The organism is Arenimonas sp. GDDSR-1 (assembly GCF_025980345.1).
Classification (GTDB): domain Bacteria; phylum Pseudomonadota; class Gammaproteobacteria; order Xanthomonadales; family Xanthomonadaceae; genus Arenimonas.
The window spans coordinates 1-22,656 of the sequence record NZ_JAPDUI010000026.1; the positions used below are offsets into that span (position 1 = coordinate 1).

Genomic DNA, 22,656 nt, shown 5'->3' on the forward strand with positions numbered 1-22,656 from the left:
CCAGCGGATACGGTGATCGTGGCCATCGGTAACCAGCCAAACCCCCTGGTGCCGCAGAGTTCGCCTGAGTCTTTTGCACGTTGCGGAGGGCAGCGCGGCCGAATTATTGTCTGCGGCGTTCTGCCGTGCAATGGTTTCGTCGGTTCCTCTTCATCGTGCGGCGCGGGTGCGCACCACAACAGGAACCGTCATGAAATCTCCAATCCGTTTCACCGTTTTATCCTCCGCCCTTCTGTTCACGCTGCAGGCAAGCGCCGACGATGCGGCCCGCAGTCTCGACCGCGTGCAGGTCACCGGCAACCGCATCGCGCAAGCGGCCGGCGATGCCGGCCACAGCATCACCGTGCTCGAACGCGCCGACATCGAAGCCAGCCGCTCCATCGATGTGATTGACCTGCTCGGCAAACAGACCGGCATCGATGTAGTGCGCACCGGCGGCAGCGGTTCGCAGAACTCGATTTTCATCCGCGGCGGCAATTCCAACCACGCGCTGATCCTGATTGACGGCATGCGCGTCAACTCCGCGACGCAGGGCCTGTTCGATTTCGCCCATCTGCCGCTGGCGCTGATCGAGCGCATTGAAATCGTGCGCGGGCCGCGGGCCTCGGTCTGGGGCTCGGATGCCCTGTCCGGCGTCATCCAGATTTTCACCCGGGCACCCGACAGCGCCCATGCCGAAATACGTGCCGGCAGCTACCGCCGCGCCGGACTGGATGCCGGCACCGGCATCGCCGGCGAGCATGGCCGCGTTGCGCTCAGCGCCGGTTTTGACACCTTCGACGGCTTCTCCGCAACCACCCCGGACAATGTCTGGAGCTATGATCCGGACAAGGACGGCTACCGCAATCAACATGCCGCGCTGCAGGCCGGCACCGCGCTCGGCACGCAGAACCTGAGTTTCACCGGCATCGCCACGCGCGGCGATGTCGAATTCGACCAGGGCCGTACGCAGGCCGACAACCACAGCTGGAATCTCGCGCTCAGCGGCGCCCTGAGCACGAGCTGGCAGCACAAGCTCAGCCTCGGGGAATCCTATGAAAAACTCGACACGCCCGCCTATGCCAGCGTGTACGGCAGCCGCCGGAAAAGCCTGGATTGGTCCAACACGCTGACGCTTGACGACGGCACGGTGGCTTTCGGCGTGAATGCCTCCAAAGAATCGGGCTATTCAAACGGCTGGAGCGGGCCAGAGTTCAAGGAAACCCGCGACAACCACGGCGTGTTCGGCGTCTGGAACGGCAGCTACGGCCGGCAATCGCTCGAGCTGGCCTCGCGCTGGGATGACAACAGCCAGTTCGGCAGCCGGCTGACCTCCAGCGCGGCTTGGGGGCTGCAGGTTTCTCCGGCTGGCCGTCTGCGCGCCAGTTGGGGCCAGGGCTTCCGTGCGCCGAATTTCAACGAACTGTACTATCCCGGATTTTTCGGCAGCTTCGGCGGCAACCCGAATCTCGAGCCGGAACGCTCGCAGAGTCTGGAAATCGGCTACAGCCATGCCTTCGCCAATGCGCTGCGCGCCGAATTCTCGGCCTACCGCAGCCGCATCGATGACCTGATTGCCTTCGAAGGCGTCAACAACCAGGCCATCAACATCCAGCAGGCCCGGATTGAAGGGGCCGAGGCGGAACTGAGCGGGTCCGCCGGCGCTTGGCAGTGGCGGACGCAAGGCACCTGGACCCAGGCGGTGAATGAAACCACCGGCAATGCCCTACTGCGCCGCCCGAAAATCAAAGGGCTGGCGGAGTTGCGCTACCGCTTCGGCAACGGGACGGAACTGGGCCTGGAGGTGACCGGCACCGGCAAGCGACCGGACCTCGGAAGCGTTCTGCCCGGTTATGGCCGCATCGACCTGAGCGCGAGCTGGCCGCTGGCTGAGCGCTGGCGCCTGGAGGGCCGGATTGAAAATCTGGGCGACCGCGACTACCGGCTGCTGGACGGCTATGCCACGCCCGGACGCAGCCTGTTCCTGCGTCTCAATTACCTCGCGCAGTAAGCGGCCGGCGCCCCCTTGAAACGGGGGCGGTCTGGGTTATGCTATGGAGGCGCAGTTCGCACAGGATGTTCATGGACAGTAGCGGTTCCCGGCACGTTTCAGGCGGTCTGCATCAGGCAGGCCTGCCGGTGCGCGTGCTTGCCCTGTGCGACGGCCTGCTTGATCTGGGTTCCGATTTTTTCGAACGCCAGCTGCATATCGCCCTGAATGAATTCGAAGACCTGCTGTTCAAGAGCGCGGAACACGTGCGCGGCGAACAGCAGAGCGAGCATTTCGGCAGTCTGCGCAACCTCAAGCGCACGCGTCATGATTTCATCCCGCAGTTTCTGTCCAGCCTCGAGCAGCAACTGGCCGGAATCCGCCAGCCGGCAGGCCGCATGCCCAGGGCGGATGCGGCCGTGGAGATCTCCGCCGAGCTGCGTCTGCTTGATGTCGATGATTTCGACCTCGACCAGATACAGACCAACATGGCCGGACGCTGCGAATCGCAGAACAGTTTCGAGCTGTTCCTGCTGGCCCAGCGGCTGGGCGTGTTGGCCGCAGGTCCGGCCTTCAGTTACGAGCAGGTGCCGTTCGGGCCGAAGCGCCTGTGCGACAGTTTCCGCAGTGCGCTGGCCTGTCTCGGGCTCGATCCGGACGGCACCCGGCAGATCTATCACTTGTTCGAACGGCATGTGCTCGGCCACTATGCCGAACTTCTGCAGGCCTGCAACGCGTTCCTTGCCGGCAAGGGCGTGCTGCCGAACCTGACCTATGTGCCGTTCCGCAATCCTCTGCTGCGCCACAAGCGGGCGGCGACGGCCAAAGCCGAGGAAGCCGTGGCCGGGGCGGCCACCGAACCGGCCAGCGCCAAAATCTACACCTTGTTCCCCAATGCCGATGCGCCGAAAAAGTCCGCTGGCCATATCGAGGAAAGCTTCAGCAAACTGCAGCATCTGCTGGCGCGCCGGAAACAGCTGCTGAACAAACTCAATTCCTTCTCGAACACTTATCTGAGCGGCAATGCCGCCGGTGACGGTGCCGAAAGCCCTTCCGTCGCGGCCTCCGATGAACAGATCGGCGGCATCCTCGATGAGTTCCAGCGCAATGCGGTCAGCAACCCAGGCGTGGGCGCCAGCATCCAGCACCTGAAACATGACCTGATCGCGCGCCTGCGCAACCAGTCAACGCCGGACAAGGAGCTGACGCTCGATCCGGAAGACAGCGATGCCATCGATCTGGTCGGGCTGCTGATGGACGATGCGATGAAAAGCATCAACCCCGGATCGCCGACGGCGCAGCTGATCGCAATGATGCAGACCCCGCTGATCCGCGTGGTCATGCGCGATAAATCCTTCTTCAGCGACCGCGTGCATCCGGCACGGCAGATGCTGAACATCCTGGCCGAAGCCGGCTTCAACTGGCTGGAAAGCGGCGATGCCGATGACGGCCTGCAGGGCAGTCTGGCCGGCATCGTCGGCAGCACGGTCCGGGATTTCGACGGAGACAGCCGCCAGCTGCTGGCGGCCTACGAGGAAACCAACCGGCTGCTGCAGAGCCTGATCAAGAAGGCCGAGGCCGCCGAACGGCGTCAGATCGATGTATCCAAGGCCAAGGAAAAACTGCGCATCGCCCGCGACCGTGCCGAGAAGACCATGTCCGGACTGATGGCCGAACAGGATATTCCGGTATACACCAAAGCCATGCTCAATGAAGCCTGGGCCGATGTGATGGCACTGACCGAGCTGCGCAACGGGGCCGAATCGGACGACTGGCGGGATCAGAAGAAAATTGCCGAGAACATCATCGCCGCCAACACGCCGGCCAACGACGGCCTCAGCAACGCGCTGATCGAACAGCTCAAACTGCAGATTCAGCAGTCGCTGTCGCTGGTCGGCTATCACGAAGAAGAGGCCGCCAAGATCGCGGTCAATCTGATCGAGCGCAACGCCGAAGCGCCCGAACCGGTACCGCATGAAAAGCCGCGCTTAGGCGAAAGCACCCGCAGCGTCAGCACCGATATTTACGATCTCGATGATGAGCAGAAAGCCTTGGTCGACCAGCTCAAGGACATCCCGATCGGGACCTGGTTCGAGTTCCTCGAGCCGGGCGCGAACCGGCCGAGCCGGGCGAAACTGACCTGGCTCAGCCGCATCACCCACAATGTCCTGTTCGTCAACCAGCGCGGCCACAAAACCGCGGAGATGCTGCTGGAAGAACTGGCCGTCGAGATTTCCGAAGGCCGTGTCTGGATCCAGCAGGAAAACAAACAGGGCATCTTCGAGCGGGCCTTCGAAAACATGATCACCTCGCTGCGTAATTTCCTGCCCGGCGGCCAGGACAAGAACGATGACTGAAGAATCACGGCGGCTGCAGCGGCGAAAAGCGGATACCCCGATCACGGTCATCGACGCCATGACCGGGCAGCGTCTCGGCATGGTCATCGACCTGTCCGAATCCGGCATGATGCTGAGCTCCGAACAGTCCGTGGCGGCCGACGCCCTGTTCCAGTGCGAATTGCAGTTCAGCCATGGTGCCGCACAGCCGGTCAAGGTTGGCCTGCATGAACTCTGGAGCACCAGCGATGAGGCCAGCGGTGCCGTGCTGATCGGCTTCCGTTTCATCGACATCAGCAAGGACGACCGCATCCGCCTGCGGGCATGGGTTGCCGAACCCGGCAGCCATTACGTCTGAATCCCCTTCCCGCCAATCCGAGCACCGCCACGGAATCATCCGCCATGACCCTCTATAAACAGCATCTCGATACCATCACCGGCATCGCCGAAACCGCACTGGCCCGGTCCGGCCATGACCACTTGGTCATCGCTTCCGGCATCGAAAAAATCCGTTTTCTCGACGACTCTCCCTATCCGTTCAAAGCCAATCCGCAGTTCAAATACTGGCTGCCGCTCTGCCAGCACCCGAACAGCTGGATTGCGTTCACGCCCGGCAGGAAACCGCTGCTGGTGTATTTCCAGCCGGATGATTACTGGCATGTGCCGCCGAGCGCGCCGCAGGGCGAATGGACCGAACATTTCGACATCCGGATCATCGGGGACGCCAGCGAGGCCGCCGCACATCTGCCCGATCCGGCCCGCAGCGCGATCATCGGCGAAGCCGATGCCGCGGTCGGCGCGGTTGTACCGAACAACCCGGCCGGTTTGTTGGCCTACCTGCATTATCACCGTGCCTACAAAACGCCCTACGAAATGGCGCAGATGCGCAAAGCCCAGGCCAAAGCCGTGCGCGGCCATGCCGCCGCGGAGCAGGCATTCCGTGCCGGCGCCTCGGAAGCACAGATCAATGCCGCATTCCTCGCCGCCGCCGGCCATACCGACAACGATGTGCCCTACAACAACATCGTGGCGCTGAATGAAAACGGCGCAACCCTGCATTACCAATACAAGAGCTTCAACAAACCGGCGCATCACCGCTCGCTGCTGATCGATGCCGGTGCCGAATACAACGGCTACGCCGCCGACATCACCCGCACCCACGGCAATGGTTTCGAACTCTACGAACAGCTGATCGCCGCGGTGGATAGCGAACAGCAGGCTCTGTGTGCCCAGGTACGCGCCGGCACCGATTACCGCGACCTGCACCTGCAGACGCATCTGCGCCTCGGCGGCGTGCTGCGCGATCTGGGCATCGTGGACATGGATCCGGGCAGCATGCTGGAAAAAGGGGTCAGTTCCGTGTTCTACCCGCACGGCCTCGGCCATCCCATCGGCCTGCAGGTGCACGATGTCGCCGGTTTCAGCGATGAAAACGGCAGCTTGATTCCGCGCCCCGAAGGCCATCCGTACCTGCGCATGACCCGCACCCTGGAATCCGGCATGGTGGTCACCATCGAGCCCGGCCTGTATTTCATCCCGATGCTGCTGGCCGATCTGAAAAACCGCCCGGAAGCCAAGGCAGTGAATTGGGCCAAGGTCGAGCAGCTGATGCCCTACGGCGGCGTGCGTATCGAAGACGAAGTGCACTGCACCGATGGTGATCCGGAAAACATCAGCCGCGATGCCTTCGCGGCACTTTAAGCACAGATCCAGGGAATCCATCACATGCTGCGTGCTTTTCTTGCCGTTGTACTGCTCGGTCTGTGCCCCGCGCTAGCCGCCAAAACCCCGCCGGTCAACGAAGCACTGGCCGGCGGTCAAGGTGCGGTGCTGTTTCAGCTCAGCAATGACTTTCCCGCGGTCTTCCCGGGCGCCCTGATTCCGCAGATCTCGGTGACGCCTGCCGGATCCGACGGCACGACCGTGTTCTTTCTCGAGGGCAGCAGCAACGGCTTCCGGACCACGCGTTCGTACCTGGGGGCATTGCCACCGGGGCGTTACCGGTTCGTGGATTTCCAGGCGGTGGACTGCAAGGTCCTCTGTGCGGATCCGGCTTTGCCCGCGCCGACGGACATGCCTGAATTTGAAATCAGTGCTGGCCGCGTGCGCTATCTCGGCACCATCGCGTTGGCGATGGTTTCAAACAGCTACAGCACCGATCCCAGCGCATTCCGCAACTACTGGAGCTGGAATCACAGCCCCGGGGCAGACGAAGCCAAGCATATGCTGGGCGCCTACCCGGCGTTGTCGTCCTACGCCGCAAGCTTGGACAGCGGCTGGGCCGGAAATCAGGGCCCAACGTCGGAAATGAACCGCATCCAGATGAAAGCTCGCAGCTACGGCATGCTGGGCGCGACCGACTACAGCGAGGATGGTTTTTATTTCAGTTCGCACAACGGCATGATCAAACGCTACAAACCCGGCAACGCACTGGAGCTGCTCGATACCGGCCATGACCTGATGATCACCTCGGTCCGGGAGTTGAGCGACGGAAAAGTATTCACCACCGGCGAGGCCGGCATGCTGCGTTATTCCGCGGATGATGGAATGACCTGGGTCGACCGCGGCGAAGGCTTGCCTTTCGGCCTCACCACCAACGCCGTGGTCATCGGCGATGACGAGGTGGCGTTTACCCTTCAGAAAAACGAGGCCGTGTCGCTCTACCGCGGCAAGGCTTCCGGCGGGGAATGGCGGAAAATCGGCGACTACCCGTTGGTGTTCGCGACCTGGACCGGTCTGCCCGGCGCGCAACCGGAGTTGTTCCACCACAATGGCACGCTGGTGCTGACCCTGCCGAGCCGTAAAATCGCGGCGATTGATCTGGCCACGGGGACGAGCAGCTTGCGCGATCTGCCCGGCAGCATCGCCACGGCCAAATTGTCCGCCGACGGCGTACTGCGCTGCGCCTGCGCCAAGAGCATCGCCACCAGCCCCTATGAGAGCCGCGACTACGGACAAACCTGGACGCCGGCAAGCTTCAATCGGTTTCTCGGGCTGCCGGAGTTCCACGATGCGCAGAACGGATTCAGCTATCAGAGCGCGCCGTTTTCCGCCAAGAAATCCGGGCTGTCATTCACCCGCGACGGCGGCAAGACCTGGGATTTCACCCATCACCCCGACCTGAGCCGGAGCTGGTGGCAACCCGCCTACTCGCGCAACGGCAAGGTCCTGATGCTCTACAGCATCAGCTTCTTCGGACAAACCGCGCTGCAGTTGGTAAAGACCAGCGTGGACGGCGGCAAGACCTGGCAAGGCATGACCGGTCCGGTGCGATGGCCGAATGCACCACCCTCGGTAAGGCCGACAGGACCCAGCCCGGTGCCGAATGCGGTACCGCCGGTCGCGCTGCCCTCACCGCCGCCGCCACCGCCCGGTCAGCCGCCGCGGCTTTAAGCCTCAGGAACTGCAGCTCAGCATCGAACAACCGGCCCGGTGCATGGATTCCGGCGGGCACTTCCTGACCCAGCGCGCATCATCGGCGGCATCCGCATACGGCGTTTTCAGACGCACGAAAATATCCTGAAGCGGCTGAAGGTCCCCGGCATGCGCCGCATCGATGACATCCTGCACCAGATGGTTGCGCAGAATGAACACCGGATTGACGGCGCGCATCGAAGACCCGCGGTCGGCAAGCGCCGATTCCACAACGAGTTTCCGGTAAAGCTGCAGCCACTCTTGCAAGGGTGCAGGATCCGGCGTTTGGGCATAGCTGCAAGCCAGCAGCGCCTGCAGTGATTCGGTGTTACTGCAGTCCGCATCCTGCGGGGCCATACGGGTCAGCGCATCGAAGAACAGGTTGAAGTCCATCTCCATTGCGCTGAGCACATGCACCAATTGCTGGTAGCACAGCGGATTGGCCTGCAGTACCTCGGCGCTCAGACCGAGTTTGGCCGCAAGCAGACGGTTCCATCCGGCATGGAATTCCTGATTGAAGGCCGTGAGGCTGTTCTGCAGGGGCTCGACATCCTCGATCAGGGGATACAGGGCGTTACCCAGTCGTGAGAGATTCCATTGGGCGATGGCCGGCTGGTTGCCGTAACAGTAACGGCGGCCCTCGGCATCGGTGGTGTTGGGCGTCCACTGCAGATCGTATTTTTCCAGCCAGCCATAGGGGCCATAGTCAATGGTTTCCGACAGCATCGACATGTTGTCGGTATTCATCACCCCATGTACGAATCCGACGGCCATCCAGCGGGCGATCAACGTGGCGGTGTCCCGACAGATCCGATCGAACAATTCGGCGACGGCCTCCGGCGTTGTGGCATCGGCATCCGGATCAGATGGATTCAGGGTGTAAGCCGTCAGCCGCTTGAGCAGATCCATCTCGCCGCGTTGGGCCAACAGCTCGACGTGGCCGAAACGCAGGAAGCTTTTCGATACCCGGCACACCAGTGCGCAGGGCTCGTTTTCGGGGTTGCCGTCATAAAACATGTCACGCACCACCGTGCTGCCGGTGCCGACCAGCGATAAGGCCCGCGTGGTCGGAATGCCCAGATGGTGCATGGCTTCGCTGCACAGGAACTCGCGGATGCTCGAACGCAGCACGGCGCGGCCGTCGGCATGGCGCGAGAACGGCGTGCGGCCGGCACCTTTGAGCTGCAGCGTAAAATCCCCGATTTCGCCGAGGTTGATGGCGCGCCCGTCACCGAGCTGCCCGGCCCAATGCCCGAACTGGTGTCCGCCATACACGGTGGCATAGGGGACACTGCCGGAAACCACGGCATTGCCGGCCAGCACATCACGCACCGCATCGGACCTCGCGGCAGCTGCCGGCAAGCCCAGCAGGTCCGCCGTTTCTTCAGACCATAGCAATAATTTCGAACGACTGATCGGCTCCGGTTCTACCCTTGCATACAGCGCATTCTGTACCGTGCGCGGCTCCCGGCCGGTGGCGGTATCGGCGGGAAAGTAACGGGTGAAGCGGTCTTCGAAAACGAGCATCGCATGCGGCGCCTGGCGGCAAATGGAAGCCTGAAGCGTAGCAGTCGGCCCGTGAAGGCTCAATAGCGGCTTGATTTTACTGGCGCCGATCATCTGCGGCTTTCGGAAAAGCCGCGGATTTGCTAGTCTAGAGGTCTCATTCTTTACTAAAAACAAGCATTTGCTTGCCGCCCGTCATGGATAAAAGTTTCGATCCGAGCCAGTTCGAAGGCAAATGGTACGCGCACTGGGAACACACCGGCTGTTTCACCCCGTCAGGTCAGGGCCCGGCGTACACCATCATGCTGCCGCCGCCGAATGTGACCGGCACCCTGCACATGGGTCATGCCTTCCAGCACACCCTGCAGGATGCGCTGATCCGTTACCACCGGATGAACGGCTACGACACGCATTGGCAGATGGGGACCGACCATGCCGGCATCGCCACCGAAATGGTGGTCAACCGCAACCTGGCGCAGGCCGGCACCGGCGAAACCCGCGACTCGCTCGGCCGCGAAAAATTCATCGAAAAAGTCTGGGAATGGAAGCAGCAGTCGGGCGACACCATCACCCGTCAGATGCGCCGGCTTGGCACCTCCGGCGATTGGAGTCGCGAACGCTTCACCATGGATGAAGGTCTGTCGGAGGCGGTGATTGAAACCTTCGTGCGTCTGCATGCCGAAGGTCTGATTTACCGCGGTCAGCGTTTGGTCAATTGGGATCCGGTGCTGAAAACGGCCATCTCCGATCTGGAAGTGGTCAGCGAGGAAGAAAACGGCTTCCTGTGGTCGATCGCCTATCCGCTCAGTGACGGCAGCGGCACGCTGACCGTGGCCACCACCCGTCCGGAAACCCTGCTCGGCGATACCGCGGTGATGGTGCATCCGGAGGACGAACGCTACGCGGCTCTGATTGGAAAGACCGTCAAGCTGCCGCTGACCGAGCGCCAGATTCCGATCATCGCCGACGACTACGTCGACCGCGAATTCGGTACCGGCGTGGTCAAAGTCACACCGGCACACGACTTCAATGACTATGCGGTCGGCCAGCGCCACGGCCTGCCGATGATCAACATCCTGACGCCCGACGCGCATCTGAACGATGCCGTGCCGGAAAAGTACCGCGGCCTGGACGTGAAGAGCGCACGCAAGACGGTGCTGGCCGACCTGACCGAGGCCGGACTGCTGGTGGAGGAAAAGCCGCACAAACTGCAGGTGCCGCGCGGCGACCGGACCGGACAGATCATCGAGCCCTATCTCACCAACCAGTGGTTCGTGAAAATGGACACGCTGGGCAAACGCGGCCTGGAACTGGTTGAAAACGGCACGGTGAAATTCGTGCCGGAGAACTGGATCAACACCTACCGGCACTGGATGGAAAACATCCAGGACTGGTGCATTTCGCGCCAACTCTGGTGGGGCCACCGCATTCCGGCCTGGTACGACGCTGAGGGCAACATTTTCGTCGGCCACAATGAAGCGGAAGTACGCAACAAACACGGTATTGCCGAAGCTACCGTTCTGACCCGCGATAACGACGTGCTGGAAACCTGGTTCAGTTCGGCGCTGTGGTCGCACTCCACGCTGGGCTGGCCTGACGAAAAAGCCATGGCCGCGCTGGAATACGACAAGCGCCTGCCGACCTCGGTACTGGTCACCGGCTTCGACATCATTTTCTTCTGGGTCGCCCGGATGATCATGATGACCGATCACTTCACCGGCCGCGTACCGTTCAAGCATGTGTACATCACCGGCCTGGTGCGCGACAAGGACGGCCAGAAGATGTCGAAATCGAAAGGCAACATCCTCGATCCGATCGACATCATCGACGGCATCACGCTGGAAGCCCTGATCGAAAAACGTACCCAGGGCCTGATGCAGCCGCAGATGGCCGAGAAGATCCGCAAAGCGACCCAGAAGGAATTCGCCGACGGCATTCCGGCCTTCGGTACCGATGCCCTGCGCTTCACCTTCGCCTCGCTGGCCACGCACGGCCGCGACATCAAATTCGACCTGAACCGTGCCGAAGGCTACAAGAACTTCTGCAACAAACTCTGGAACGCCGCACGTTTCGTGCTGATGCACTGCGAGGATTTTTCGGCGCAGGGCGCGCCGCCGGCGCATTCGCAGGCGGAACGCTGGCTGCTGGCCCAGCTGGCCCAGACCTGCCAAGAGGTGGAGACCCATTTCGCCGAATACCGTTTCGATCTGGCCAGCACCGCACTCTATGAGTTCACCTGGAACACCTACTGCGACTGGTTCCTGGAGTTCGCCAAACCGGCGCTGGCCGGCGAGGATAAAACTGCCGCCGACAGCATGCGGCATACCCTGCTGTTCGCGCTGGAAGCGACCCTGCGTCTGCTGCACCCGGTCATCCCGTTCATCACCGAAGAAATCTGGCACGCCATCGCGCCGAAACTCGGCATCGGCGGCGACACCATCAGTACCCGCAGTTACCCGAAAGCCGTCGATTTCGGCAACACCGATGCCGGCGCCGTGGCCGACATCGAATGGCTGAAGGCCGTGGTCGGCAACATCCGCCGTATCCGCAGCGAAATGAACATCGCGCCGGGAAAAACCATCCCCTTGCTGTGGCAGTCCCGTCAGAACGACGACCGCAGCCGTTTGGCCAACGCCGATGCCGCCCTGAAATTCCTCGCCCGCCTGGAGTCCATTGATGAACTCTCCGGCGAAGCACCGGCCGCGGCAACGGCCCTGGTCGGTGAGCTGCAGATCTACATTCCCTTGGCGGGCCTGATCGATCTGGACGCCGAGAAATCACGTCTGGCCAAAGAGCTCAAACGCATCGAAGGCGAAATCGGAAAATGCCGCGGCAAGCTGTCCAGCGACACTTTCGTGGCCAATGCGCCGCCCGCGGTGGTGGAGCAGGAACGCCAGCGCCTGGCCGATTGGCAGGCACAGCAGAGCGCGCTGGCCGCGCAATTGCAAAAACTGGGATGATTCTGCAGGGACGCTGCTTACTGCGCCCCTAGGCCGTGAAATCGAACTCCTGCAGCTCGATGGCCATCACGATGCCGTCTTCGCGACCCTTGGCCGCCGGGTAATAATTCGGCCGCTTGCCGATTTCATTGAAGCCTTCGCTCTCGTAAAGGGCAATGGCATGCGGATTGCTCGGCCGGACTTCGAGGAACAGCCGTTGCAGACGGTGCCAACGTGCCACTTCGAACACTTGCCGCAGCAGGCGCCGGCCCTGGCCATGACCCTGATGCTCGGGCGCCACGCACAGGTTGAGCAGATGGCCCTCGCCGGCCGCGCAACTCATCACGAAATAGCCGATGATTCCGGACTGTCCTTCCAGCATCCAGCACTCGTGCCCGGCATACAGGCAATCGCGGAATATTCCGGCCGTCCAGGGAAACGGATAGGCGCGGTTCTCAACCGCCATCACCGCATCGACATCGCTCTGCCTGATCAGCCGAAGCTGGGGATCCGTGGCTTTCTGCGCGTTCATCGGCCGTGACGCAATGACCGGATGATGTTCCAGACCGATTTCTTGCCCTCGGCACCCGTAACCGAGGCCGGCAGGGCCGCGGTGTCGATGCCTTCGGCGTAACGGCGGATATTCAGGCCAAGGCGGGTCTGCCAGAATCCGGATTCGGCGTTAGTGGTCGATATTTCCGATAGCGCAGGAGGCGCGGATTGCGCCGATTGATACACGGTCAATCCCATGGCCTGCAGGCGTTCGCGCTCCAAACGGCTGAACATATTCAGGCGGAAGCGGATTTCGGTTTGAGTTTCAGCCACAGCCAGTACAGCGGGCCGGAGGCCGCATAGGTGCCTGCCATCAACAGCAATACCCGCGGCGGATCAATGAACAGGGCGACCAGCACCGCGACCACCACCAATGCCATGCCGAACGGAATGCGGTCTTCGCGCTCTTTCGGCTGGCCGGAGCCTTTGAAGCTGGAGTAACGGAAACGCGAGACCATCAACAGGCCGCAGACCACGGTCAGCGCCAAGGCGATGTAACGCAGTTCCCGGCCGTTCCAGCCGAATTCATTCATCGCCCACACGAAGGACATCATCATGCCGGCCGAAGACGGACTGTTCAGGCCGATGAACCAGCGCTTGTCGACCGAGCCGACCTGGGTGTTGAAGCGGGCCAGACGCAGGGCCGCACAGGCGGCGTACAGGAAGGCGGCGGCCCAGCCGACCTTGCCGGCCAGGGTGCCGTCGAGCTTCATGGTGCTCAGCGCCCAGTGGTACATGACCAGCGAAGGTGCCATGCCGAAGCTGACCAGATCGGCCAGGGAATCGTACTGCACGCCGAACTCGCTGCTGGTGCCGGTCAACCGGGCCACCCGGCCGTCGATGCCGTCGAACACCGCCGCGATGAAAATGGCCACGGCGGCGGCCTCGAAGCGGCCGCTGGCGGCGGCGAGAATCGCATAGAACCCTGCGAACATGCCGCAGGTGGTCAGCAGGTTGGGCAACAGGTAGATGTGCTTGTTGCGCGGGCTTTGCGGTGCGGGATTCGGTTCCATGGACCCAGTTTACCCAGTTTCGGCGGCCCCTGTCCAAAAATGGCTTGGGCAATCCGGCGTTAGCCCTTACAATAAACGCTTGAAAACATGTGATTTACGCCATGCGCCTGTCCCAGTTCCATCTGCATACTTCGAAAGAAACCCCGGCCGATGCCGAAATCGTCAGTCATCAGCTGATGCTGCGTGCGGGCCTGATCCGGCGTCTGGGATCCGGACTGTACACCTGGACCCCGCTCGGCCTGCGCGTACTGCGCAAGGTCGAGACCGTGGTGCGCGAGGAAATGGACCGTGCCGGCGCGCTGGAACTGCTGATGCCGTCGATCCAGCCGAAAGAGCTCTGGGAAGAAACCGGCCGTTGGGAGAAATTCGGCGGACAGCTGCTGAAGATCAAGGACCGCAAGCAGGCCGACTACGTCTACGGCCCGACCCATGAGGAAGTCATCACCGATTTCGCCCGTCAGGAACTGCGCAGCTACAAGCAGCTGCCGGTGAATTTCTACCAGATCCAGACCAAATTCCGCGATGAGATCCGCCCGCGCTTCGGGGTCATGCGCGCCCGCGAATTCCTGATGAAGGACGCCTACTCGTTCCACCTGAGCCCGGAATGCCTGGCACAGACCTATCAGGCCATGTACGCGGCTTATAGCCGTATCTTCACCCGTCTGGGCCTGCGTTTCCGTGCGGTCAACGCCGACACCGGCGCCATCGGCGGCAGCGCCTCGCATGAATTCCATGTGCTGGCCGATTCCGGCGAAGACGCCATCGCCTTTTCCGACGGCTCCGATTACGCCGCCAATATCGAAATGGCGGAAGCCGTCGCCCCGAGTGAAACGCGTGCAGCGGCTTGTGAAGCGCTGCGCGATGCCGCCACCCCGACCCAGACCACCTGCGAAGCCGTGGCCGACCTGCTGGGCGTCGCGCTCGTCAAAACAGTCAAAAGTCTTGCCTTGATTTCCGAACATGGCTTCACGCTGGCCTTGGTGCGCGGCGATCATGCGGTCAATGAAATCAAGCTGGCGAAACTGCCGGGGCTCGCCGATTACCGGATGGCCAACGAGGCCGAAATCGCCGAACATCTCGGCGCGCAGCCGGGTTTCCTCGGCCCGGTCAAGCCGCTGAAACCGGTTCATATCATCGCTGACCGCACGGTGGCGCACATGGCCGACTTCATCGTCGGCGCCAACCGCAACGGTTTCCACCTGCAGGGCGTGAACTGGGGCCGCGATCTGCCGGAACCCGATCTGATTGCCGATATCCGCAATGTGGTCGAAGGCGATCCCTCGCCGGACGGCAAAGGTGTGCTGTCGATCGCGCGCGGCATCGAAGTCGGTCACGTGTTCCAGCTCGGTCAGAAATACGCCGAAGCCATGAACGCGACCGTACTCGATGCCAATGGCAAAGCGCAGATCATGTTCATGGGCTGCTACGGCGTCGGCGTCAGCCGGATCGTGGCTGCCGCCATCGAGCAGAATTTCGATGCCAATGGCATCCGCTGGCCGGAAGCCATGGCGCCCTGGCAGGTCGCCGTGTGCGTGATCAATCCCAAGGGCGATGAAACCGTCAGCGCCTATGCCGAAAAACTGTATGCCGATCTGCAGGCCAAAGGCCTGAGCGTGTGTCTGGACGACCGCGGCCTGCGCCCCGGCGCCATGTTCGGCGACATCGAACTGATCGGCATTCCGCACCGCGTGGTGGTGTCCGACCGCGGACTTCAGGCCGGCACGCTGGAATACCGCCAGCGCAGCGCCGAGGCGTCGGAAAACCTCAGTGAAAGCGAATTGATGGCACGTCTGGCCGGCTGATCCGGCGGCTTACAGGTAGCGCCGCGACGACACCAGAAGATTGCCGAACAGAATGCCGGCAACCAGGGCGATCAGAGCGGCGAACAGCGAAAATGCCAGATCCAGACTGCTGGCCAGATCCTGGGCGAAGGCGATATTGAGCGTACGGTAACCCAGGCTTCCCGGCACCAGCAGGATGATGCCGGGAACACGGATCAAGGCGCCCGGGCGATTGAAAATACGCGCATACAGATTCGACACCGCGGTGACCGTGAATGCGGCGAGGAATGCGCCGACCGGAATATCCCCGGCGGTGAGCGCCGGCACCAGCGCGCAGACTTTCATCACCCCGTAACCGAGAAGCACCGCCGCCATGGCGATCGGGATGTCGCGCCAATGGGTCTTGAACAGCACGGCCAGTGCGAACGCGCCGGGCAGCAACATCGCCCAGGGCATCCAGCCGGGCAGCACCGAAGAACCGGCATTGCTGAGCAGCTGCCAACCGGTTATCTGGACCAGCTGCGCCGCGAGAATGGTGCCGAACGTGAGTTTCATCAGCACGGTCATCGCGCCGGCGAAACGCGCACTGCCGGAAACCAGCTGTTGGTTGGCGAGTTCATTGATGGCCGAGGTCAGCATCATGCCGGGCATCATGATGATCAGCGCCGAAATAACCACCGGCTGGATGCTCAAGGGCACCATAAGACATCCGATGAGGGATGCCGCCAAGGTGACCAGAAACGCCGCGACCGCCTCTACCGCATCATGCAGCTGGGGTTTGCGTTCACCGTACTGGGCCAGCACGCCGATCATCATCCCCAGCAGCGCGGCAACACCGAAATCATTCCAGCCCGTTCGCGGAAACAGACTGACCACCATGGCCGAAGCGATGCCGAAACACAGTACCGAAGCGATGCGGAATAGCCGTGTCGGTTCGCGGTCCATGGCCTTGAGCCGGGCCAGACCGCTGGCGATATCCAGGCCGCCGGCCATGACCTGTTCGGCGATGGCATCGGCATCGGACAGACGCCCGAGATGGGTATCGCCCGGCTTCAAACGCATGACCCGGGTCACCGTATGCGGCGGCCCGAGCACCGGATCCTGGAAACTGATGATGAATCCGGTCGGATTCGACCAGATGCTGACCTGCAGGCCGAGTTTGTTCGACACGCGCTCGACCGCGCCTTCCAGACGATTGACCGATGTTCCCGCCGTGTGCAGATGCCGCGCCAGCTCGAGCACGAAGTCGACGCGTTCACCGAATCGGTCGTGGGTGATGCCGCCGGTCATGCGTGTGCGCGTTTCAGAGTCATGCGTCATTGTAGGGCAACTGCTATTGTTTGCCCATCTGCGATAAACTGGGCGCATCCCACAGGATGTCCGTGATGCCGATGGCCACATGGCTCGACAATACCGAACCCGGATTGGATCCGGACCCGCAGCAGGCCGGACGGCTGCTGGCTTCGGGTGACTGGACATTCCGCCGGGCCCAGCGCCTGCTGGATCTGATTGCGGCTAGCGGAACCGGCGTCATGTCGGTCGATGCCAGCGGCATTTCGCGTCTGGACGCAACCGGTTCGCAGCTGCTGCTGGCCTTGCTGGCGCAGCACGGGCTGACGGCGTCGGCATTCCACGCCAAACCCGAACACGAAACCCTGATCAATGCCGTCCGCTCCGCCTCGGCACCGCTGCCGAAACCGCCCGCCGCGGGCGCGTTGCTGTACCGGATTTTCGAAAGCATCGGGAAATGGGTCGACAATGCCTACCGCAATATCCTGGTCTTTCTTGCCTTCCTCGGCAGGACCCTGCTCAGCCTGATCGAAAGCCTGCTCAATCCGCGGCACTGGCGGGTGACCTCGATCGTATTCCACATGCAGGCCGTCGGTTTGAATGCCGTGCCGCTGGTGATGCTGCTGAGTTTCATGGTCGGCGCGGTGGTCGCCTTTCTTGGCGCCACGGTACTCAGCGAATTCGGCGCGCAGCTGTGGGTGGTGGAACTGGTCGGCGTGGCCTTCTTCCGCGAATTCGGCGTTCTGCTGACCGCCATCCTGCTCGCCGGCCGTACGGCCAGTGCGTTCACTGCCCAGATCGGTTCGATGAAAAGCGGCGAAGAACTGGACGCCATCCGCACCATGGGCCTGGACCCGATCGAGCTGCTGGTACTGCCGCGTCTGAAGGCCCTTCTGCTCACCCTGCCCTTGCTGACTTTTTTGGCCACCATGGCCGGTCTGCTCGGCGGCATGGCCGTCTGCGTCTGGCACCTCGACATCTCGCCGGAAATGTTCATCGGCCGCCTGCAGAACGAGTTGTCGCCGCGGCATTTCTGGGTGGGCATGAGCAAAGCCCCGATTTTCGCCATGGTCATCGGACTGATCGGCTGCCTGGAGGGTTTCAAGGTCGAAAACAACGCGCAATCGGTCGGTGAACACACCACCTCCAGCGTGGTGCAGTCCATCTCCCTGGTCATCCTGCTCGATGCGCTGGCCGCCATGTTCTTCATGGAGCTCGATCTGTGAGCACGGAGTCCATCATCGAAGTATCGGGCCTGACCAACCGGTTCGGCGATGCCGTCGTGCATGACAGTCTCGACCTGGAAGTCCGTGCCGGCGAAATCATCGGCGTGGTCGGCGGCTCCGGTTCCGGAAAGTCGGTGCTGATGCGCAGCATCCTCGCCCTGCACCGGCCGCAGGCCGGGCGCATCCGCGTGCTGGGCCGCGACGCGCTTTCGGTCGATGCCGGAAGCCGCGAATTCATCGAAGGCAACACCGGGGTACTGTTCCAGAACGCCGCGCTTTTTTCGTCGCTGACCGTTCTGGAAAACGTGATGGTGCCGCTGAAGGAGCACAGCAGTTTGCCGGAAGCGGTCATCCGCGATCTGGCCATGATCAAGATCCAGCTGGCGGGACTGAGTGCCGACGCCGCGCTCAAATTGCCGGCCGAACTGTCCGGCGGCATGCGCAAGCGGGCCGGCATCGCACGGGCACTGGCACTCGATCCGGCACTGCTGTTTCTCGATGAACCGACTGCCGGCCTGGACCCGATCGGCGCCGCCGGTTTCGATCAGTTGATTCTGTCCATCCAGCGCGCACTGGGACTGACCGTGTTCCTGATTACGCACGATTTGGATACCTTGTACACTATCTGCGACCGTGTAGCGGTGCTGGCCGACCGCAAGGTCCTGATCAATGCACCGATCGACCGGGTCGCTTCGTTCGAGCATCCTTGGATCCAGGAATACTTCCACGGACCGCGCGGACGGGCCGCCGCACATGCCCAGGAGACGCTGTAATGGAAACACGTGCCAATCATGTCCTGATCGGGGTTTTCACCCTGGTGGTGCTGACGCTCCTGGTCGGCTTCGCCCTGTGGGCCGCCAAATTCGCCTCCGACAGCAGCTGGAATGAATACGATGTGGTGTTCTCGGAAGCGGTCACCGGCCTGGGCATCGGCGGTACGGTGCAGTTCAACGGCATTTCAGTCGGCGAGGTGCGCCGTCTGGAAATCGATCCGACCGACCCCAACAAAGTGCTGGTCCGGGTGCGCATCCAATCCAATACGCCGATCAAGATCGACACCGAGGCCAAACTGGCCTTCGTTGGATTGACCGGCATTACCCAGATCCAGCTGAAATCCTACAATGCCAAAAGTCCGGCACTGGTGCCCACCGAGAGCACGCCGGTTCCGCGCATTTACGCCAAGGAATCGGCGCTGTCGAAACTGTTCAGCTCGACCGACGACATCACCACCACCGCGACCAATGTCATGCTGCGCCTGAACCAGGCCTTCAGCGACGAAAACATCAAGAGCATCAGCAAAACCCTGGATAACCTCGAGAAGATTTCCGGCTCGGTCGCTGCCGAGCGCCAGGACATCGGCGCCATCATCCGTGATACCCGGGCCGCCATTGCCAAGCTCGACAGCACCTTGGCCAGCACCGACAGCATCGCCAAGAAACTGGACAGCGGCGTGGCCGACCAGTTGCCGGACCTGATCGCCAAGCTGGAAAAAACCCTGGTCCAGTATGAAGCGCTCGGCCGCAACGCCAACCGTATTCTCGAAACCAATGGCGATGCCATCGACAACTTCTCGCAGCAGGGGCTGGCCCAGGCCGGCCCGGCCATTGCCGAGCTGCGTACCCTGCTGAAACAGCTGCGCCGCGTTGCCGCCGAAATCGAAGAACGCCCGAACGCGCTGGTGACCGGTAAAAGCACCACCGAGGAATTCAAACCATGAACAAGCATCCTTTGCGCTTCATGCTGGCATTGGCGATGGTACTGCCGCTGGCCGGCTGCATTTCGCTGATCAAGGAACCGGATCCAATCGCCGTGTACGCGCTGCGGCCGCAGGCGGTCGACGCCGCCAGCCTGCCCGAGGTGAACTGGTCGCTGACCGTGATCCGCCCGAACAGCGTCGCCTTTCTGGACTCCAACCGCATCGCGGTGCGTCCGGAACCGAATGTTCTGCAGGTCTACAAGGGGGCGAACTGGTCGGAATCGCTGCCCGATCTGGTTCAGGCCAATCTGGTGCAGGCCCTGGAAAATTCCGGGCGGATCAAATCCGTGTCGCGCCAGAACAGCGGCGTGCCGGCGGAAGTGGCGATGCTGGTCGACATCCGCCAATTCGAATCGGTGTATGCCCCGGGCGCCAGAATTCCCGACGCCGTCATCCAGATGCATGTCAAAGTGCTGGAATATCCGAGCAACCGCGTCATCGCGGCGCAAACCTTCAATGCCGCCATTCCCGCGGCCAGCAAGGACATCCCGGATGTGGTTTTGGCCTTCGAGCGCGGCCTGAACACCGTCAACGCCGACATCATCGCCTTCACCCTGGCCAACGGCCGCAGCAAAGCCAAATAAGCTCACTCCGCCCGGGCCGATGTCCGGATATTTCTGAAAGTCAGGTTGATGCGGCCATCCACCTGCTTCGCGGTTCGCGGCAGGCTGTGCCGGTAATTTTTCTGGGTCTCGCCGCGCATCAACAGCAGACTGCCATGCGCCAGTTCAATGCCCGATGATTTTCCGCCGGCGCGTGGACCGAACAGGAAACGGCGCACACCGCCGAGGCTGACCGAGGCGATTACCGGGTTCGGGCCGAGCTCGGGTTCATCATCGCTATGCCAGCCCATGGCATCGCGGCCGTCGCGGTAATAATTCAGCAGCACGCTGTTGAAGACGGTGCCGGCCAATGTTTCCACCGCCGTTTTCAGGCGAGATACCGGCGCAATCCAGGGCTCGGGCATGAACCGGGTGTTGGAATAGCGGTATGCCGCGCCCGGATCGCCCATCCAGCAGCACAGGCGCGGCGTGGGCAGCTGCCGGCCGTGGATGAACAGTTGCGGCTGCTGCCACGGCACGGCGTGCACAAGGGCGGAAAACAGGGCATCGGCCTGCGCCGGCGGCAGGAAGGCGGGCGCGTAGGCGATATCGGCATGCGGGAGCGGCAGGGCCTGCAGACCGGAAAGTGCGGATTCCTCGAACATCCCGCGATTATTGCCCAAAGCGCGCGAAACCGCGACAATAGAACGATATTTCCGAGGTGTCCCCATGTCCGAACGCGATGTAATGGAATACGACGTATTGACCGTAGGCGCCGGCCCGGCCGGGCTCGCTTTCGCGCTGCGTCTGAAACAGCTGAATCCGGCCCTGAGCGTCTGCGTCATCGAAAAAGCCTCCAGCGTCGGGGCGCATGCACTCTCGGGCGCCGTCATCGAAACCGAAGCGTTGGACGAACTGATTCCCGGCTGGCGCAGCAGTCCGCCGCCGATCTGCGTCCCGGCCAAAAACGACGAGTTCTGGTTCCTCAGCAAAACCGGAGGCTTCAAAGCACCGATCAATCCGCCGCAGATGAGCAACCACGGCAACAGCATCGTTTCGTTGGGCGCCCTGTGCGCCTGGCTGGCCGGTCATTGCGAGGCGGCCGGCGTGGAAATCTATCCGGGCTTCGCCGCCTCGGAAGTCCTGTACGATGAGGCCGGCGCCGTCTGCGGCGTGCGCATCGGCGACATGGGCGTGGCCAAGGATGGAACGCACAAACCGACCTACACCCAAGGCATCGATATCAAAGCCAAAACCACGGTGCTCGGCGAAGGCGCGCGCGGACATTTGAGTAAACAGCTGATCGCCCGCTTCAAACTGGATGCCGATAGCGACCCGCAGAGCTACTCGATTGGCATCAAGGAACTCTGGCAGGTGCGCGAAGGAGTGTGCGAACCCGGCAAGATCGTGCACAGCATGGGCTGGCCTGCCGACAGCGCCACCTACGGCGGGAGCTTCCTGTACCACCTGGACGGCAACCGCATCGCGCTCGGCTACGTCTCGGGCCTGGACTACAGCGATCCGAATTACCAGCCGTACGAGGCATTCCAGCAGTGGAAGAACCACCCAAGCGTGAAACCGCTGCTCGAGGGCGGCAGCATCCTATCGGCCGGTGCACGCGCCATCGTCACCGGCGGCTACCAGAGCCTGCCGAAGGTCGAGATGCCCGGCGCGCTGCTGATCGGCTGCGCTGCCGGTCTGGTCAACGTGCCGAAAATCAAGGGCGTGCATCAGGCCCTGCGCTCGGGCATGCTGGCCGCCGAACACATCGCGGCCAACAATGATTCAGCAGGCTGGGACGCCAAACTGCGCGCCTCAAAGGTGGTCGCCGAACTCAAGAAGGTGCGCAATTTCAAACCGGCGTTCAAGAAGGGCCGTCTGTTCGGCCTGATCAACGCCGGCTGGGAAACGCTGACCGGCGGCCTGTCGCCGTGGACGCTGAAGGTGAAGGCGGACTGGTCGAGCCTGAAGAAATTGAGCGAAGCCGAATCGCCGCAGCGCGAATATGTGGAACGCACGCTGGCTCCGCGCGACCGACTGGCCGGCGTGTATTTCGCCGCCACCGAACACGATGAAGACCAGCCGGTGCATCTGCAGGTGGCCGACACCGACATCTGCATCACCAAATGCGCCGAGGAATACGGCAACCCGTGCACACGCTTCTGCCCGGCCGGCGTGTATGAAATCGCACAGGACGATGCCGGAAAGCGTCTGCAGATCAATGCCGCCAACTGCGTGCACTGCAAGACCTGCGACATCAAGGACCCGTACCAGATCATCAACTGGGTCACGCCGGAAGGCGGTTCGGGCCCGAACTACCAGAATCTTTAAG

The 22,656-nt window shown here is 62.2% G+C and carries 18 protein-coding genes; 12 read left to right on the forward strand and 6 right to left on the reverse strand.

All coding sequences use genetic code 11. The features are described from left to right. The first annotated feature begins 190 nt into the window (after positions 1–190). From Q0W88_RS05970 to Q0W88_RS05990, 5 genes are all read left to right on the forward strand, one after another. Positions 191–1,990 (forward strand): TonB-dependent receptor, encoded by a 1,800-nt coding sequence (locus Q0W88_RS05970; protein WP_297801092.1) that lies wholly within the window; start codon positions 191–193, stop codon positions 1,988–1,990. A 71-nt stretch (positions 1,991–2,061) separates the two neighbouring features. Beyond that, positions 2,062–4,326, forward strand: a complete 2,265-nt coding sequence (locus tag Q0W88_RS05975) for a DUF1631 family protein (RefSeq protein ID WP_297801093.1) — start codon at positions 2,062–2,064, stop codon at positions 4,324–4,326. Continuing rightward, a complete protein-coding gene (locus Q0W88_RS05980; RefSeq protein WP_297801095.1) occupies positions 4,319–4,663 on the forward strand; it encodes a PilZ domain-containing protein in 345 nt (114 codons plus the stop codon). Before Q0W88_RS05975 ends, Q0W88_RS05980 begins: the two co-directional genes overlap by 8 nt. 44 nt (positions 4,664–4,707) lie before the next feature. After that, on the forward strand, positions 4,708–6,006 hold the full coding sequence (gene pepQ, locus Q0W88_RS05985) for a Xaa-Pro dipeptidase (protein WP_297801097.1): 1,299 nt from the start codon (positions 4,708–4,710) through the stop codon (positions 6,004–6,006). A 24-nt stretch (positions 6,007–6,030) separates the two neighbouring features. Then, positions 6,031–7,698, forward strand: coding sequence for a hypothetical protein (locus tag Q0W88_RS05990; RefSeq protein WP_297801099.1), 1,668 nt, complete (start codon positions 6,031–6,033; stop codon positions 7,696–7,698). A 3-nt stretch (positions 7,699–7,701) separates the two neighbouring features. Here the strand turns inward: Q0W88_RS05990 and Q0W88_RS05995 are convergent, their stop codons facing one another. Further along, positions 7,702–9,246: a YdiU family protein gene (locus Q0W88_RS05995; RefSeq protein ID WP_297801101.1), complete on the reverse strand. Its 1,545-nt coding sequence runs from the start codon at positions 9,244–9,246 to the stop codon at positions 7,702–7,704. Positions 9,247–9,422: 176 nt separating this feature from the next. Between Q0W88_RS05995 and Q0W88_RS06000 the strand changes: the two genes are divergently transcribed. Next, complete coding sequence (locus Q0W88_RS06000; RefSeq protein WP_297801103.1) at positions 9,423–12,185, forward strand: valine--tRNA ligase; 2,763 nt, start codon at positions 9,423–9,425, stop codon at positions 12,183–12,185. Positions 12,186–12,213: 28 nt separating this feature from the next. Here the strand turns inward: Q0W88_RS06000 and rimI are convergent, their stop codons facing one another. The 3 genes from rimI to pssA are packed head-to-tail and all read right to left on the reverse strand — an operon-like array spanning position 12,214 to position 13,729. Continuing rightward, complete coding sequence (gene rimI, locus Q0W88_RS06005; protein WP_297801105.1) at positions 12,214–12,696, reverse strand: ribosomal protein S18-alanine N-acetyltransferase; 483 nt, start codon at positions 12,694–12,696, stop codon at positions 12,214–12,216. Continuing rightward, complete coding sequence (locus Q0W88_RS06010) at positions 12,693–12,989, reverse strand: hypothetical protein (protein ID WP_297801107.1); 297 nt, start codon at positions 12,987–12,989, stop codon at positions 12,693–12,695. The genes rimI and Q0W88_RS06010 overlap by 4 nt, the downstream gene beginning before the upstream one ends. Continuing rightward, complete coding sequence (gene pssA, locus Q0W88_RS06015) at positions 12,953–13,729, reverse strand: CDP-diacylglycerol--serine O-phosphatidyltransferase (RefSeq protein ID WP_297801109.1); 777 nt, start codon at positions 13,727–13,729, stop codon at positions 12,953–12,955. Before pssA ends, Q0W88_RS06010 begins: the two co-directional genes overlap by 37 nt. 101 nt (positions 13,730–13,830) lie before the next feature. On the opposite strand from pssA, the gene Q0W88_RS06020 reads away from it, so the two are divergent. Continuing rightward, the gene (locus Q0W88_RS06020) at positions 13,831–15,531 is read left to right on the forward strand and encodes a proline--tRNA ligase (RefSeq protein WP_297801111.1); all 1,701 of its coding nucleotides are present in this window, start codon (positions 13,831–13,833) and stop codon (positions 15,529–15,531) included. Between the two features lie 9 nt (positions 15,532–15,540). On the opposite strand, the gene Q0W88_RS06025 is transcribed toward Q0W88_RS06020, so the two are convergent. Further along, positions 15,541–16,800 carry a threonine/serine exporter family protein gene (locus Q0W88_RS06025; protein ID WP_297801112.1) on the reverse strand — a complete coding sequence of 420 codons (1,260 nt, stop codon included), beginning with the start codon at positions 16,798–16,800 and terminating at the stop codon, positions 15,541–15,543. 95 nt (positions 16,801–16,895) lie between these two features. Here Q0W88_RS06025 and Q0W88_RS06030 point away from each other — a divergent pair, with 95 nt between their 5' ends. From Q0W88_RS06030 to Q0W88_RS06045, 4 genes are read left to right on the forward strand one after another with little or no spacing between them, the layout of a single operon-like run. Continuing rightward, positions 16,896–18,026, forward strand: coding sequence for an ABC transporter permease (locus Q0W88_RS06030; RefSeq protein WP_297801114.1), 1,131 nt, complete (start codon positions 16,896–16,898; stop codon positions 18,024–18,026). Beyond that, on the forward strand, positions 18,023–18,799 hold the full coding sequence (locus Q0W88_RS06035) for an ATP-binding cassette domain-containing protein (RefSeq protein WP_297801116.1): 777 nt from the start codon (positions 18,023–18,025) through the stop codon (positions 18,797–18,799). The genes Q0W88_RS06030 and Q0W88_RS06035 overlap by 4 nt, the downstream gene beginning before the upstream one ends. After that, positions 18,799–19,743 carry an MlaD family protein gene (locus Q0W88_RS06040; RefSeq protein WP_297801118.1) on the forward strand — a complete coding sequence of 315 codons (945 nt, stop codon included), beginning with the start codon at positions 18,799–18,801 and terminating at the stop codon, positions 19,741–19,743. Before Q0W88_RS06035 ends, Q0W88_RS06040 begins: the two co-directional genes overlap by 1 nt. Next, on the forward strand, positions 19,740–20,366 hold the full coding sequence (locus tag Q0W88_RS06045; RefSeq protein ID WP_297801120.1) for an ABC-type transport auxiliary lipoprotein family protein: 627 nt from the start codon (positions 19,740–19,742) through the stop codon (positions 20,364–20,366). Before Q0W88_RS06040 ends, Q0W88_RS06045 begins: the two co-directional genes overlap by 4 nt. A 2-nt stretch (positions 20,367–20,368) precedes the next feature. Here Q0W88_RS06045 and Q0W88_RS06050 read toward each other — a convergent pair whose 3' ends face one another. Continuing rightward, positions 20,369–20,989: an alpha-ketoglutarate-dependent dioxygenase AlkB gene (locus Q0W88_RS06050; protein ID WP_297801122.1), complete on the reverse strand. Its 621-nt coding sequence runs from the start codon at positions 20,987–20,989 to the stop codon at positions 20,369–20,371. Positions 20,990–21,053: 64 nt separating this feature from the next. On the opposite strand from Q0W88_RS06050, the gene Q0W88_RS06055 reads away from it, so the two are divergent. After that, a complete protein-coding gene (locus Q0W88_RS06055) occupies positions 21,054–22,655 on the forward strand; it encodes an electron transfer flavoprotein-ubiquinone oxidoreductase (RefSeq protein WP_297801124.1) in 1,602 nt (533 codons plus the stop codon). The last annotated feature ends 1 nt before the right edge of the window (position 22,656 follow it).